Raw genomic sequence first — 14,942 nt, 5'->3', positions numbered from 1 at the left:
GCATGATCAAAGTTCTGGTTGTCGATGACGATAGATTGGCGCGGCGGGGGATCATCGCGGAAATGCCGTGGGACGCATTCGACATGAAGGTGGTCGGGGAAGCGAACAACGGGGAAAACGCTTTGGAGTTTTTGCGGAGCGAGGAAGTGGACCTGTTGATTACCGATCTTGCCATGCCGATTATGTCGGGGCTCGATCTGATGCGAGAGGTGCAGCGTCTCTATCCGAAGATCTGGTTTGTCGTGCTTACGTTTCACCAGGATTTCGAACTGATCCAGGAGGCGCTTCGTATCGGGGCGATCGATTATATTGCCAAGACGCAAATCGAGGATGCCCGGATGGAGGAGGTACTGGAGCGAATCAGCGAACGGATCCGGCGCAGTCAGGAAGCTTCTCTTCCCAACGCCGAACGGAGATCGGCCGAGCCGACGGCCGCCGCGGATTCCATGCTCGTATACATCGCAGGCGCCGGACAGGCCGACTTTGGCGCGCTCTGGCAGCATACGTCCATGCAAGGGCAGACGATACAAGAGGTTAGCTTGGGGCTGTGGACCGTACTTCCGGAGCGGGAGATGACGGATGAAGACGTTGCGGCGATGAAGAGAGAGCTGGTCGAGCTGGGGTTGGAACGGCAAGTTACGGTGCTGCACATTCGCGGAATACGCGATACGGATCGTGAGCAGTTGCGGCAACGGCTGCTGCGGTACAAGGAAATATCTTTGTTTTACGAACGCAAGCCTGGCGTATTCTATTACGAATACACCGCCGGGCGATTGCAGGTGGAGTATCCGGGATGGAGCGACGAAGAGCTGCGCAGGAATCGCGACGCTTGGTCTTCGCTGCACTGGATCGTTCGTACCGGCGCGTACGAGGAGCTGCTGCAAGAGATCGAGAGAGCAAGACCGTCTGCGGCGCAGCTCGCCAACCTGTTCTATACCGCCAGAATGAGCTGGGTTCGCATCTCGCGCGAGGAAGCGGGCATCGAGGAGGAAATGCCGGGCACAGGGGCGCTCTGGAGCGAATGGACAGGCTGGCTGAACGCGGTTCGCGGCAAGCTGCGGGCGATCGTGGCAAAATCGGCTTATTCGGAGGAAATCGCCCAAAGCATTATGTCGGCGGTCGATTACATCAACCTCCATCTTGAGGAGGACATTCGCCACAGCGATCTGGCCAAGCAAGCGAATATGAGCAAGGGGTACTTCAGTCAATGCTTCAAAGAGATCGTTGGTCGTACGTTCCACGATTATATTCGCGACGCAAGAATCGAAAACGCGCAGTTGCTGCTCGCGGAAACGAAACAGCCGATCTACCGGATCTCGGAACAGTGCGGGTATGCGAACGAGAAGTATTTTAGCAGAGTATTTCGCGAACAAACCGGTAGGCTTCCAAGCGAATACCGGCAAGAGAAAGCTAAGGTATAATTTGTTCCGCCAAGAGGTACACTTTTTCACACTTGCATTAGTCGACGCTTTGAGCAGCGTTAATTATTGTCCCAATCGCAGGAACGCAGCGTCTCTCGGGCGCTGTCTTTTTTGTTTTAAGATAGGGATTGTAAACAAGGAACATCACAACAAAGGGGATGGGAACATGAAGGGGAAGCACAAGAAAATCGGCCTTCTGATGCTGGCTTGCTCGCTTGCATTTGTATCCGCTTGCAACAGCAATAACAGTAATAGCGGCAGCAGCGCGCCCTCAAGCGCCTCCAACTCGGGGGAGTCGCCGTCTGCTCAGGCGTCGGGCGCCGGGTCGGAAACGGTCGATCCGCTGGGCAAATACGCCGAGCCCGTCACAATGACGATCGGGAAAGCGGTGCCTCCGGACGATAAGACGCTTCCTGAAGGGGACACGGTAGAGAATAACCAGTTTACGCGCTATTTCGAGGAGAAGCTTAACTTGAAGTTCAAAGCGGCTTGGATAGCGGCTCAGGGCGACGCATACGATCAGAAGCTGGCGCTCTCCATCTCCAGCAACGATCTGCCAGATGCAATGGTCGTGTCCGAGAAAGAGTTGAAAACAATGGTGAAAGCCGGCCAGCTCAAGGATCTGACAACGGTATACGAGCAATATGCGACTCCGTATTTGAAACAGATGTACGATGCGACGAACGGCAAGGCGTTCAAGAACGCGACCTTCGACGGCAAGCTGATGGCGCTGCCGAACCTGAATGTCGATGAAGATCCGATCAAATTGCTGTGGGTGCGTCAGGATTGGCTCGACAAGCTCGGTCTCAAGCCTCCTCAAACCGTCGATGAGCTGGCTGCGATTGCCAAAGCTTTCATCGAGCAGGACCCGGATGGCAACGGCAAGCCGGATACGTTCGGTTTATTGGGGGATTCGGACAATACATTCGGACCGCTATACTCCGCGTATCAGGCTTATCCCGGCATGTGGCTGAAGGATGCCGACGGCAAGGTCGTCTATGGAACGACGACTCCGCAGATGAAAGAAGCTCTGGGCAAGCTTAGTGAGATGTACGCGCAAGGTTTGCTGGACAAGGAGTACGCAATTCGCAAGGATACGTGGGAACTGATCAACGGCGGGCGCGCCGGAATGTTCCTGTTCGGCGGCTGGTCCACAGGCTGGGGCTTGTACGATTCGTTCAAAAACGACCCGAAAGCGGTATGGAAAGCGTACGCGCTTCCGCTGGACGGCTCCGGTCAGTACAATGCGACATTAGGGCCGGTTAGCTCGCTATATTTCGTTGTGAAGAAAGGTTATTCAAATCCGGAAGCGCTCGTGAAGTACTTGAACCTGTATGCGAATGTCGAGAACGATGCCGAAGCGATGGCCAAATTGATCAATGGCGTTAATGCGGCGTACTTCCCGCTTCGCGCTACGTTCGTGGAACCGAATATTGTGACCAATCGGTTGAAGGCGGTCAAGGAAGCGCTTGACGGCAAAATCCAACCGGATCAACTGAGACTCGACCAGAAGGACGTCTACGACAAAGTCGCCGCGAACAACGCCGATCCGGGCAAGGACCCTGGAAGTTGGATGTACAGCACTTCCTATATGGTGGGCGGCGGAGCGCTGGAATCGCCGATGAACAAAGTGTTGGGCGTGTTCTATTCGCAGACGAAGTCGATGGAGCTGAAATGGCCGGCGCTGAAAAAGATGGAAGCCGAGATGATTACGCAGATTATCATGGGTAGAGAATCGCTGGATGCGTTCGACTCCTTCGTGGCCGAGTGGAAGAAGAGCGGCGGCGATCAGATTACCCGGGAAATTGAAGAGCAATTAACGGAATAAGCGGATTCGGGCGTTCGTCATCGCGTATTGCGGCGAACGCCCGTTCTTCGGAAAGAGCGGGTGAGCGGCTTCATGAGAAATCGGCGATTTCAGTTTCATTATCATTTGATGATGCTTCCCGGTATTGTGGTGCTGTGTATCTTCAGCATCGTACCTATGCTAGGCGGCGTGATCGCGTTTCAGGATTTTAATCCGGGTCTCGGGTTTTTCCGTTCGGAATGGGTAGGGCTGGACAACTTTCGATATCTGTTTGAGCTTCGCGACAGTCGAACGATCTTCTTCAACACCGTTTTTATCGCACTAATGAAAATGGCCGCCCATCTGATCGTACCGCTTCTTTTCGCGCTTATGCTGCATGAGCTGCGATTCGGCAGGCTGAAGCGTTGGATTCAAACGATCGTCTATTTGCCTCATTTTCTATCATGGGTCATTTTGTCGGGGATCGTCATTCAACTACTGTCCTCGGAGGGGCCGATTAATCAACTAATCGTCGCGTTGGGCGGTCAATCGATCATGTTTCTCGGAGACAACAATTGGTTTCCCTATGTGATCGTAGCCAGCGACACGTGGAAGGAATTCGGGTTTGAGACGATTATTTACTTGGCCGCTCTGACCGGAATCAGTCCGGATCTGTACGAAGCGGCAGAGGTCGACGGCGCAAGCCGGATGCGAAAGCTGATCCACGTTACGCTTCCCGGCATCGCGACGACGGTTGTGCTGCTGGCTACGCTCAGTCTGGGCAATATTCTGAACGCCGGCTTCGATCAAATTTTTAACCTGTACAATCCGCTCGTCTATGCGTCCGGAGATATTATCGACACCTACGTATACCGGGTAGGATTGTTGAACATTCAATACGGTCTCGGGACGGCGGTCGGATTAATGAAATCGGTTGTTTCATTCCTTTTGATCGTTATGTCTTACTGGATGGCTTCCCGGTTTGCCAATTATCGGGTCTTTTAACGGGGAGGGGGAGAGCCGTGCAGGCTATAAGTACGAATACGCGAAAGCTGACGATAACGGACTATCTGCTCGCTACCCTGCTTGTGCTGATTACACTTGCATGCATAGCGCCGATCTGGCACACCGTTGCGGTGTCTCTGAGCGATAAGTCGGCGGTGGAGGGCGGCAAAGTGCTGTTTGTGCCGGTCGATTTTACGTGGAACGCCTATCTGAAAATATTGGACGACGCCAAGTTTTTCCGCGCATTCGCGGTATCGCTGGAGAGGGTTGTGCTTGGAGCGGGCATTCAGTTTCTGCTGACTGTACTGATGGCTTATCCGCTATCGATGAATGCCAGAGAGTTTAAAGGCCGTAATGTCTACATGTGGTTTATCGTCTTTACGATGCTGTTCGGGGGCGGATTGATTCCGTGGTACTTGGTGGTCAAGTCGCTCGGCATGCTCAATTCGATCTGGGCGCTCGTTATTCCGGGAGCCGTACCTGTCTTCAACGTGATTCTCGTAATGAATTTCATGCGCAATCTGCCCAAGGAGCTGAAGGAAGCTGCTTACATCGACGGCTCGGGTCCTTGGCATTTGCTGCTTCGCATCTATATTCCGGTGGCCGTCCCGGCGCTCGCTACCGTAACGCTGTTCAGCATCGTGGCGCACTGGAACGATTTTTTCCAAGGACTTATTCTGATGAGCAAGCCCGAGAACTATCCGCTGCAGACGTACATTCAGCAATTGGTCGTGCAGCTCGATCTGAACGAGACGGATTCCGACAAGCTGGAGCAGGCGGCGAAGCTTTCGAACAAGTCGCTGAATGCGGCGAAAATATTTGTCACGATTATTCCGGTACTGCTCGTCTATCCGTTCCTGCAACGCTATTTCATTCACGGCATCACGCTGGGATCGGTGAAGGAGTAATCGGGCATCTGTGCAGAAGGAAGTGTATTCACGGTGAAGAGGGTAAGAGTCGTATGGAAAAAGGGTCCCGCAGCCGGCCGTATCGAGGTCATGAACGGCAGCTTGCATAGTTTTGGGATCGAGACCGGTGACGGGATTGCGGAGATAGAGGAATGGAAGGATCACAGCGCAGGCCCGCTGACTCTCGTGGTGTCTATTGAGCCGCTTTACGCGCCCGGTGAGGGGAAGCTGCTGGTCAGCATCGTCGACTGCGCTTGTCCTTTCAGCTTTTTTGCGGAGGACGTTCATGAGGCGTATCCCATCTACATGCCGGATTACGGCGTGGCAGTAACATCGGCTGCCGACTTCCGTTCCTATGAGGAACTGGAAGCCGACATCAAGCGGAGAGGGCTGCGGACAAACCTGCAGAAGCTGGCCGAGGAACCGGAGGAGTCGTTCGAGGCGGCAAGCGCAGCGACGAAGGATCAGCCCTGCCCGATCTGGCAAGGGGTCAGCCGGGATACGCGCATCTTCGAATCCCAGGTGCGCGGCCGACCGAGCAATAACTTCTGGGAGCCGCCTATAGGCGGCTCGGCGCTGCAATGGGACTGGGTTCAGCCGCGCCAGCATGCAACGGAAGTCGGCTTGCCGGAGAGCGGCGGCAAACCGGTTCGCTACTATTATATGGTCGGCCGGGGAATGGGCTGTACGGACGGAGTTGTCCGCAAGCTGGAGGAGGGAACGCTGCCGATCCTTCATACAGAGATTACGGATGACGAGATGGTCTACACGGCGGTATCGTTTGTTTCCTATGAGTCTCGCCCGTTGACGTCGGGCAGCGTAGACGGAACGCACTATTTGCTTGCCGACGGTTACGGATTCGGTCATATGTTTACGGAAGCTCAGGCCGAGGAGCGGGAGATTCTGCTTCAGGGAGCTGCGATCTCGGGCGAGACAACGGTATATTACTGCCGGATTACGGCTGCCAATACCGGTTCGGTGCCGAGATACGCCTGGTTCAAGAACCTGATTCCCAACGCCGGCGGCATTCCTTATACGTTTGAGGGCAGCACGGGCTTCGCGCACTATAGCGACGATCGGGTGTTCGGCGTATCGAAGCTGAATGGCCGACCGCTGCAAACGGAGGAGTCGGCTGTTCTGGTGATGCCGGGCGAGGAAGCCTGCTTCGAGTTCTATTTGCCTCACGAACCTGTGTCGCGCGAGCGGGCGCTTAGGCTGAGCGAACAGAATTTCCGGGAGCGGCATACGGAATGTCGCGCTTTCTGGGAAGATAAGCTATCGCGAGGCGCGCAGATTCGGCTGCCGGAGCCGCGCATCGAACAGATGCTTCGGGCGGGTCTTCTGCATACAGATCTAATTTTTTACGGTCAGGAACCGGAAGGAACGCTCGTTCCGGCGATTGGCATCTATACCGCCATCGGCTCGGAAAGCTCGCCGATTATCCAGTTTATGAACGCGATGGGATGGAGCGATACGGCCCGGCGGGGGCTGAGCTTCTTCCTGGATAAGCAGCATGAGAGCGGGTTAATGCAAAATTTCGGCGGCTATATGCTGGAAACCGGTGCGGCTCTATGGTGCATCGGGGAGTATTACCGTTATACGCGCGACTTGGAATGGATTCGCGAAATCCAGCCTAAGCTGCTTAAATCCTATGCCTTCCTGATGGATTGGCGCAAGCGCAACGAAACGGAGAATTTGCGCGGTCGGGGCTACGGCATGCTGGAAGGCAAGACGGCCGATCCGGAGGACCCGTTCCATTCCTTTATGCTGAGCGGCTATGCATATATTGGGCTGAGCAGGCTGGCGGAAATGCTTACTGAGCTTGACGCCGAGCTGTCCGGGCAAATTCACGCCGATGCGGAAGGGCTAAAAGCCGATATCCGCGCCTCGTTCGACGAAGCGGTCGCCCGTTCACCGGTCGTTCCGCTTGGCGACGGCACATGGGTTCCTACCGCGCCGCCTTGGACGGAATCGCGCGGCCCACTGTCGCTCTATACGGAAGGCGGCAACTGGTATACGCACGGCTCCTTCATGAGTCGGGATTCGATGCTCGGGCCGATGTATTTGCTGTTCCAGGAAGTGATCGATCCGCGCGAGCGAGCGGCCGACTACCTCATCCACTACCATAACGAACTGATGTTTACGCGCAATGTGGCGTTCAGCCAGCCTTATTACAGCACGCATCCGTGGGTTCACTTGAAGCGCGGCGAGGTAAAAGCGTTCCTGAAAGCTTACTATAATACCTTTGCTGCTCTGGCCGACAGGGAGACATACACGTTCTGGGAGCATTATTACCAGGTCAGTCCTCACAAGACGCACGAAGAAGGCTGGTTCTTGATGCAAACCCGTTGGATGCTATATATGGAGGAAGGCACGACTCTCAAGCTGCTGCCGGGGATTCCGCGCGATTGGCTGAAGCAAGGGAAGCGCATTGAACTTCAGGACGTGCATAGTTATTTCGGCCAGTTCTCGTTGCGGGTCAAGTCCGAAGGCAGCCGCATAACGGTCAGCCTGAATTGCGATTCGAGCCGCGGGCCCGCGACCGTGCAGCTGCGGCTCCCGCATCCGGAAGGCAAACGTGTCGTCCGCCTATCGGGCGGAGGCGTCTACTTGCCGGATGAGGAGAGCGTGCGGTGGGACGATTTCGGCGGAGAGGCAGAGATTGAATTGTATTTTGAAGAATAGGGGATTGATCGAGGCTCACTCTAAAATATAGACATACTGGATACTAAGTATGAACATATGAAAGCGAGTGAGCCTCCTGTATCATCTTAATGTAAGCGCTAACATAAAGACTGATTAAAGGGAGGACTAAAGGTGAAGAAAATCGTATTTCGTGTTTTAACTTCCGCACTTGCTTTGGCGATGATCCTTCAACTGTTTCCGGTGAATGTATTACCGGTGCAAGCCGACGATACGATCCCCGCTGTAGGCAGTGAAGTCCCGGTGGTCAACGGCGGTTTCGAGACCCTCGCAGCAGGCTGGGCGTCGCCCTGGTCGACCAGGTTCAAAGATTCCTCGTCAAATGTTCGGACATCGATCGATTCCACCACATCGTATTCCGGAAGCCATTCTCTCAAGTTTGAGGGGTTAGGCACAGGCAGCAATAGAATGGAAGTTCAAACGTTGGACGGGAACTTATTCAGCCCATACGTCACCTACGAATTAAGCGCCCGGGTGAAAACAGATTGGACCAACGGAACCGGCAATGTCTGGTTTCTGATCGAGTATTATCGCGCGAACGGTGCGTGGCACAGCACCACGGACAACAGCGCAATGGGGATTTCAGAGGATACCCAAGGAAATTGGGCAGAACTTAAAACAACATTCAGAGTTCCCATGGATGCAGGAGGCCAGGTTATTATCGCGCCCCGGTTCAGCAACGACAGCCTCGGAACGGTCTGGGTCGACGACGTGAAGATTACGGTCTCCGGCGGACCTGAGCCGTACAGATTGGATACGGATCGGGTATTTCCTTATCCGGACGAGGACGGCGTGAACGCCTCCGTTCATGTTGAGCCGTATTACGAGGGCAAGCCGGAAGCAGGCGCTAAGGTCGATTTTGTCCTTTATGACAGTGAGACAGAGACGAAGGTGGCTGAGCAGTTGAACACGCCGTTCACCTCATTCACGGCGAATTATTTCATTCCAATCGCCCATCTGAGCCAGATGAAGCATAAGTACACGCTGGTGGCGACCATCAAGGACAGCGGCGGTCAGAAGCTGGAGGAGTTCAGCCAAAACCTGTACAAATATCCTCGACCGAAGATGATGGACAGTGACGGGGATATTAACTTTGGCATTTTCCCGGGCGAACGAGACGAAAAATTCAATCCTGTTATTGCTTATGGCGTAGATTCACCATCCCGGTTCCAAATGGCGAAGGATGCGGGAACCACAGTTGTGTTTTCCTATTATTACATGGAAAGATCGGCCAATACATGGCAAGCGTTGGACGATACAGGATTGAAAATCATGTACAACCTCAGAGTTCCTCCACTTGGAGCGGGGCACCCCGATCAGATCGAACAAACCAAAGAAACAGTGGACGAATATAAGGACGACCCGCGAGTCTTCGCGTGGATGGTGGATGACGAGCCGCTCGGAATTTATAACTCCAATGACAGAGAAGCAATGGAGCAGAAGAAGTTAGAGCTAGAGGCGGCTTACGTGGCGATTCGCAATATCGACGACAATCATCCCGTGTATCTGGTCGATTTCGGAGCCAATCAGAACGAAACGAGAAAATACAGCGATATATTCAGCTTTGATGCTTATGTGCGAGGCGGCAATGACACTACGAGCATTACGAATACAATCGATGTGAATCTTGCTCAAAATAATAGACGTCCCGTACTTAATCTCGTCGCAACGTATTATTACGGATTTGAGAATGGAGGGCACCCGACTGTACAATCCATCCGCAACTCGGTCTTCAGAACGTTCGAGGCTGGCGGACGCGGCGTAGGATATTACCGAATAGACGATGCGTTCTTGGCAGCGGACCAATCCTTAATCGCTCACCTTTACGATACGCATCTGTGGAGACCCTTCAGTAAGATTAATAACGAAGAGGTCCCGCTGCTATTTGATCTATACGTCAACGGAAATGTCCAGATCCTCGGCGAGCACGACGCTATCCCGGCGGGAGAACAGGGTCAGGCCAACGGCCTGCTATGGATAAACTGGCTTTCGGATGACGGTCAATTATACGTTATGGCTTATAACAAAGGACGGAATGCGCATAGTGTGACAATCCCTCTTAAAAACGGCGACGGCAACGCGATCGGCAAATACATGGCAGTTCCGGTTGGGTTGACGGAAGGCGGCATACAGGAAGGCAGCGGGAGCATGACCCTTAATCTGGGGAGGGAGGAAGCTGCGCTCTATAAAATTACGGACTGGAAGACCTTGAACCTGGAGGCCGAAGACTCGGGTATTGCCGCGACGATTCCCCCGGTGAAGAACAATTCTCGTCAGGGTACGGAGACAAACGCTCTGAAAATTGAATCCGGCGTGCAAAGCGGAGCTGATTTTCCGGGACTGCTCTACGTCCGTGACAATAGCTCTAACGGCGGATATTTGAAGGTTGACGGAAACGTATTTAATAAGAAGGAAAGCATCACGATTACGACAAGATCGGCCGGGTGGAAGGTGCCGTCCGCCTATCTTTCCAGCGGTGCGGTCAGCTTCGTGGATAGCGGGGAAGCGGCGAGAGGCAAGGTGTTGAAGCTCGAAGCGGCAAGCGGCGGCGAGGCCTATATTTCTATCGATATTGCGGTTGAAGCGGGCGGCGTATACGACATCGCCGGATGGTTGAAATCAACTTTTGTGCCGGGCAGCAACACGGGGCCAAGCATCGAATGGACCGTATATGACAATGCGGATCAGGTGTTAGGCAACGGGCAAAGCAGTTATTTCACCTCTACGGCGGACGAATGGAAGTCATTTTCGACAGAGGTTGGCATCCCATCCGCTTATAGCGAAGCCGCCAGAGCGGAATTCCGTGTGATGCTAGAGGGTAGCGGCACTGTATATTTTGACGATATTCAATGCTTTAAGCAGCCTTAAAAGGAGGGGTGGAGCATGCAGAGTAAAATTAAGAGAATCCTATCGATCATTCTTTCTCTATGCGTCATTTTATCGGCGTTTGCAATTAGGACCCCGGCCTTGGCTTCGGATACGACAAGAGTAGACTACGAGAACAGTTGGGCTAAAGAGACAATAGCGGTTCTTCTCGAACGAGGTATCATAAGTCCGGACGATGCCAATGGCAATGTTAACCCTCAAATTCCGATCACCCGCGCAGAAGTCGCGGCAGCGATCAACAAAATGTACGGATATACCCGTACGGCGGCGATCGATTATAAGGATGCGGATTCCTCCGCTTGGTATTACAAGGATTTGCAGATCGCGAGAGCGGAAGGGTATATGATCGGCGACGGATCGAATGTTCATCCGAACGATCCGATCTCCAGACAGGAGCTTTCTACGGTTATCGGGAAAATTTTGAAGCTTCCTCAGGGAAAAGAATATGCCGGCACCTTTGTCGACGTCAAAAATATAGCCGGCTGGTCTGTCGATTTCGTCGGTGCGCTGGCTAAAGCAAACGTGCTGCTAGGCTATCCGGACGGGAAATTCCAGCCTAAAAACAACATCACAAGGGCGGAAGCTTATGCCGTTATGCTGAGGTCCGAGAAGCGATTAATGGCGGATCGGAATAATGCGGCTGAATTGTCGTCCGTCACGGTTACATCTAATCTTGGAGATGGCGTAAAAATTCAAAATTACATGGATGTGACGGTAGCGAAAAAAGGCGTGACGCTAGACGGCGTTGTCGTCAACGGCGATCTGATAATCGCCAAAGACGTTGCGGACGGAAACGTAACGCTTAATAACGTCACTGTAAAAGGAATAACGTACATCTACGGCGGGGGCAAGAACTCTGTAGGGATGACGAACTGCAATCTGGGGTATGTTGTTTTGAATTCGGAATACAACACAAGACTCGTATTCGACGGGACAGGAAGTCATTCCGTAGCGGGGATCATCACGCTGTCGGGCGGGATCATCGATGTTCAGAACGCGGTGAACCCGAATATTTCAGTGGCGGCAGGTACTCCGGAAAGTGCCGTTGTGACGATAAGAGGTACGGTGAACGGAATAGAGATTAAAGCGCAGGCAACCTTGATTGTCGAGGGCAAAGTTAACTTATTAAATGCTCTGACCGTTTTGGCGGCACGCGCAAAAATCATGCTTAATACCGGGAGCACCGTAACGACAGCCAATTTTAGCGTTCCTGTACATGTTTCGGGAAGCGGGAGTATCATTACGGCGAATATCAATTCCGACGGCGTAGTGATCGATGTCAATTACAATCAGGGAGGTAACAGCCAAAGCAGTAACAGCCAGGGTGGGGGAAATCCGGGCGGTAATCAGAGCGGAAGCAACCCAGGTGGCAACAATCAGACGAATTATGCGATAACGGTACAAAACGACGGCAACGGCACAGCGAGCGGAAGCCCGACCGCAGCGTCGGCAGGAACGACAGTTGCGCTGACCGCAACGCCGAACTCGGGCTATCAATTCAAAGAGTGGCAAGTTGTCGCGGGAACCGTCTCAATCAGCGGAGACACATTCGTAATGCCTGCCCAGAACGTGACGATCAAGGCGGTATTTGAAGCCGTAAATCCTCCTAACACGGGTAACTTATTTGCGGCTTGGGATTTTGATGGCGACCAAGGACTTGCGGAATATTGGGATTATGAAATCTCGGTGCAGACAGATCAGCAGAAGGCCAATGACGGAAGCTATGTGTTCTACATTCCGAACGAGACAATCGGCGCGAACATAGATCGAATATTTGTCAGCGAGAATACGCCGAAAACCGAATCGCCGGCGACTATCAAAATCATAGAAAGTTGGCTCAATAAACCGTTAGGCGGATATCCGACGTTTACCTATACCGGCGGCGTGGCAGCAGGTACGTATACGGTGCCGGCGGGAACCGATGTGGTGCTCGCGCCAACGGATGCAACGGGCTATACGCTTGAAAACATCAAGCTATTCGGTCTGACGGTCGACGAGGTCAATTTCAAGGCGATGGCCGGTGAAACCTATACTGTAGTCTTTACTTACGCCGATGAATCGCTGCCGAAAAATCGTATGCCGAACGGCAACTTTGGCCTCGGTCTAAGCGGTTGGACGGTAAGCGGCGGCAAGGGGCTGGGATACGGACTTACTCTTGAAGACGATGCCGAACGCGGAAAAGCGCTGGAGTTTTCGGGTGCGGAGGGCTTCAATATGTACACGTCGCCTCGAATCCCCGTCAAGAGCGGCGATGTATATACGTTAACGTGGTGGGCAAAATCCGAGGGCGGCACCGTGACGCTGTTTAGCGCAAATTACGATTCCGGCAGCGGGTGGAACGATCAAGGCAATTTTGCTATGGGTGTAGAGCCTGCAGCGGGAGCGGGCTGGCAGAAGTTCGAGAAGACCTTCCATGCAGCCGCTGACGGGTATCAATTCGTGCAGTTTATTTACCCCGGCAACGGAGAGATCGCCCTTGCGGACATCCGCTTTGTTAAGGATGGCGAGATTACGCTTGGCAAGTTGATCCCGAACGGAAACTTCCTTCTCGGATTGGCCGGCTGGGGTGTAGGCAACGGCAAAGGATTAGGCAACGGACTTGCGATCCATAGCGATGCCGCACATGGCAAAGCGTTGGAATTCTCGGGTACAGAAAATTTCAGCATCTTCGCGGAACCTCGTATTCCCGTTAAGAGCGGCGAGGTATACACCTTGACCTTGTGGGCAAAATCGGATGGCGGCATCGCGACTTTATTTAGCGAAAATTACGATACCGCAGACGGCTGGAGCAGCCAAGGCAACTTTGCTGTGGGTGTGACCCCGGCTGCAGGAGCGGGCTGGCAGAAATTCGAAAAGACGTTCCAAGTCACGGCAGATGGATATCTGTTCTTGCAGTTTATTTATCCCGGCAACGGAACGATCGCGATTGCAGACATTGATTTGGTTAAGGATGGCGAGGCTGCCATTATACCCGGAAACCTGATCCCGAACGGGAATTTCCTCGACGGTTTGAACGGCTGGTCCGGCAAAGCTTTGGGCGATGGGCTTGAGATCAAAAACGACGCTCAAAAAGGAAAGGCGCTGGAGTTTTCCGGCACGGACGGCTTTAATATCAACATGTGGTTACCCGTCGAGAGCGGCGAGTACACCTTAACCTGGTGGGCAAAATCGGAAGGCGGTTCCGCGGTCTTGTATAGCGATAATTACGATGAGGCCGGAAGCTCCCTTTCTGTGGCGGTGAACCCTCCGGTCGGTTCAGGCTGGCAGAAGTTTGAACAGACATTTTCCGTGCCCGCGTATAAGTGGATGTTCGTGCAGTTCATCTACTCCGGCAACGGAGCCGTATCGCTTGCTAATGTCAGTTTAACTGCTACTATAATTCCATAATATTTTCGGAAGAGCAGTAGCAGTTTCATCTATCGGATCTCGTACAAAAAGAGCGGGCTATCTTTTCGATAACCTGCTCTTTTTCTTGATTTTTGGTCATTCGTGAACGTTGCGCAAACCATGATGTATTTGTGCCCGAAGGATCGGATGATCCACCCGGATAACGCATAGCAGAGGACTTGCTTTCCTAATCACAATATCCGCTTGATCGGCTTCAATGCAATGGAAAATCTCATTTCTCGCATACTATCAGGCTGTATCTCTTGTTGTACTACTTGGCCTAATTATTTTCTATTCTTGAAAAGGTAAACAAGATAATTAACGAAACCTAAAAGGATTATTACAAAAAACATAATCGTGGAAAGAGCGTCTCCGCCCATTCCCAATTCATCAGCAAGAATGCCTGTCTGATATAACAAAATGGCAGATACAATATATGTGATTATTAATGTTATGATTACTGTGTATCCATTAATGATTTTATAATGATTCTTTTGAAAGAGAATGACTATTAAAGAGACAATTAATATAACAATAAATAGGATGAATATGGGCCTAAAATTAGAGAAATCATTTTCACTAACCAACACATCTACACCCCCGTAATATGATCTACAGCAATTTTTCAAAAAAGCCGATAGAACTAACCTGGAAGGTCAGCCCTATCGTACCATCAATTATTCAAATGGATCAAGAAATTCAAGCACCGATATTCAAGTCCTATAGCATGCCTCCTTTAGAAACCCGTTTTCATTGCTCTTACCACATAAAACGCGCAGTATAAAAAGCTCTGACCGCATAAGCATAAGGCCAGAGCTTTTGTTATTCCGTCGATGCCCGATCGCG

7 protein-coding genes are annotated in these 14,942 nt (G+C 52.4%); all 7 read left to right on the top strand.

Features of this window, described 5'->3' with window-relative positions; all coding sequences use genetic code 11:
* Positions 1-2: 2 nt before the first annotated feature.
* The 7 genes from DFP98_RS12670 to DFP98_RS12640 all read left to right on the top strand — a co-directional run bounded on the left by DFP98_RS12670 (position 3) and on the right by DFP98_RS12640 (position 14,096).
* Positions 3-1,421 (top strand): helix-turn-helix domain-containing protein, encoded by a 1,419-nt coding sequence (locus DFP98_RS12670; RefSeq protein WP_116060953.1) that lies wholly within the window; start codon positions 3-5, stop codon positions 1,419-1,421.
* A gap of 166 nt (positions 1,422-1,587) precedes the next feature.
* Positions 1,588-3,249, top strand: a complete 1,662-nt coding sequence (locus DFP98_RS12665) for an extracellular solute-binding protein (protein WP_116060952.1) — start codon at positions 1,588-1,590, stop codon at positions 3,247-3,249.
* 72 nt (positions 3,250-3,321) lie between these two features.
* Positions 3,322-4,212 carry an ABC transporter permease gene (locus tag DFP98_RS12660; protein WP_116060951.1) on the top strand — a complete coding sequence of 297 codons (891 nt, stop codon included), beginning with the start codon at positions 3,322-3,324 and terminating at the stop codon, positions 4,210-4,212.
* Positions 4,213-4,229: 17 nt separating this feature from the next.
* On the top strand, positions 4,230-5,120 hold the full coding sequence (locus DFP98_RS12655) for a carbohydrate ABC transporter permease (RefSeq protein ID WP_371822812.1): 891 nt from the start codon (positions 4,230-4,232) through the stop codon (positions 5,118-5,120).
* 33 nt (positions 5,121-5,153) lie between these two features.
* Positions 5,154-7,805, top strand: a complete 2,652-nt coding sequence (locus DFP98_RS12650) for a glucosidase family protein (RefSeq protein ID WP_116060950.1) — start codon at positions 5,154-5,156, stop codon at positions 7,803-7,805.
* Between the two features lie 132 nt (positions 7,806-7,937).
* Positions 7,938-10,691 (top strand): carbohydrate binding domain-containing protein, encoded by a 2,754-nt coding sequence (locus tag DFP98_RS12645; protein ID WP_116060949.1) that lies wholly within the window; start codon positions 7,938-7,940, stop codon positions 10,689-10,691.
* Positions 10,692-10,706: 15 nt separating this feature from the next.
* Complete coding sequence (locus tag DFP98_RS12640; protein ID WP_116060948.1) at positions 10,707-14,096, top strand: S-layer homology domain-containing protein; 3,390 nt, start codon at positions 10,707-10,709, stop codon at positions 14,094-14,096.
* Positions 14,097-14,942: the final 846 nt, after the last annotated feature.

Source organism: Cohnella phaseoli, assembly GCF_003386235.1.
In the GTDB taxonomy this organism is placed as follows: domain Bacteria; phylum Bacillota; class Bacilli; order Paenibacillales; family Paenibacillaceae; genus Cohnella; species Cohnella phaseoli.
Note: the sequence above shows the minus strand (reverse complement) of the source record. Positions and strands in the feature narration are given on the sequence as shown.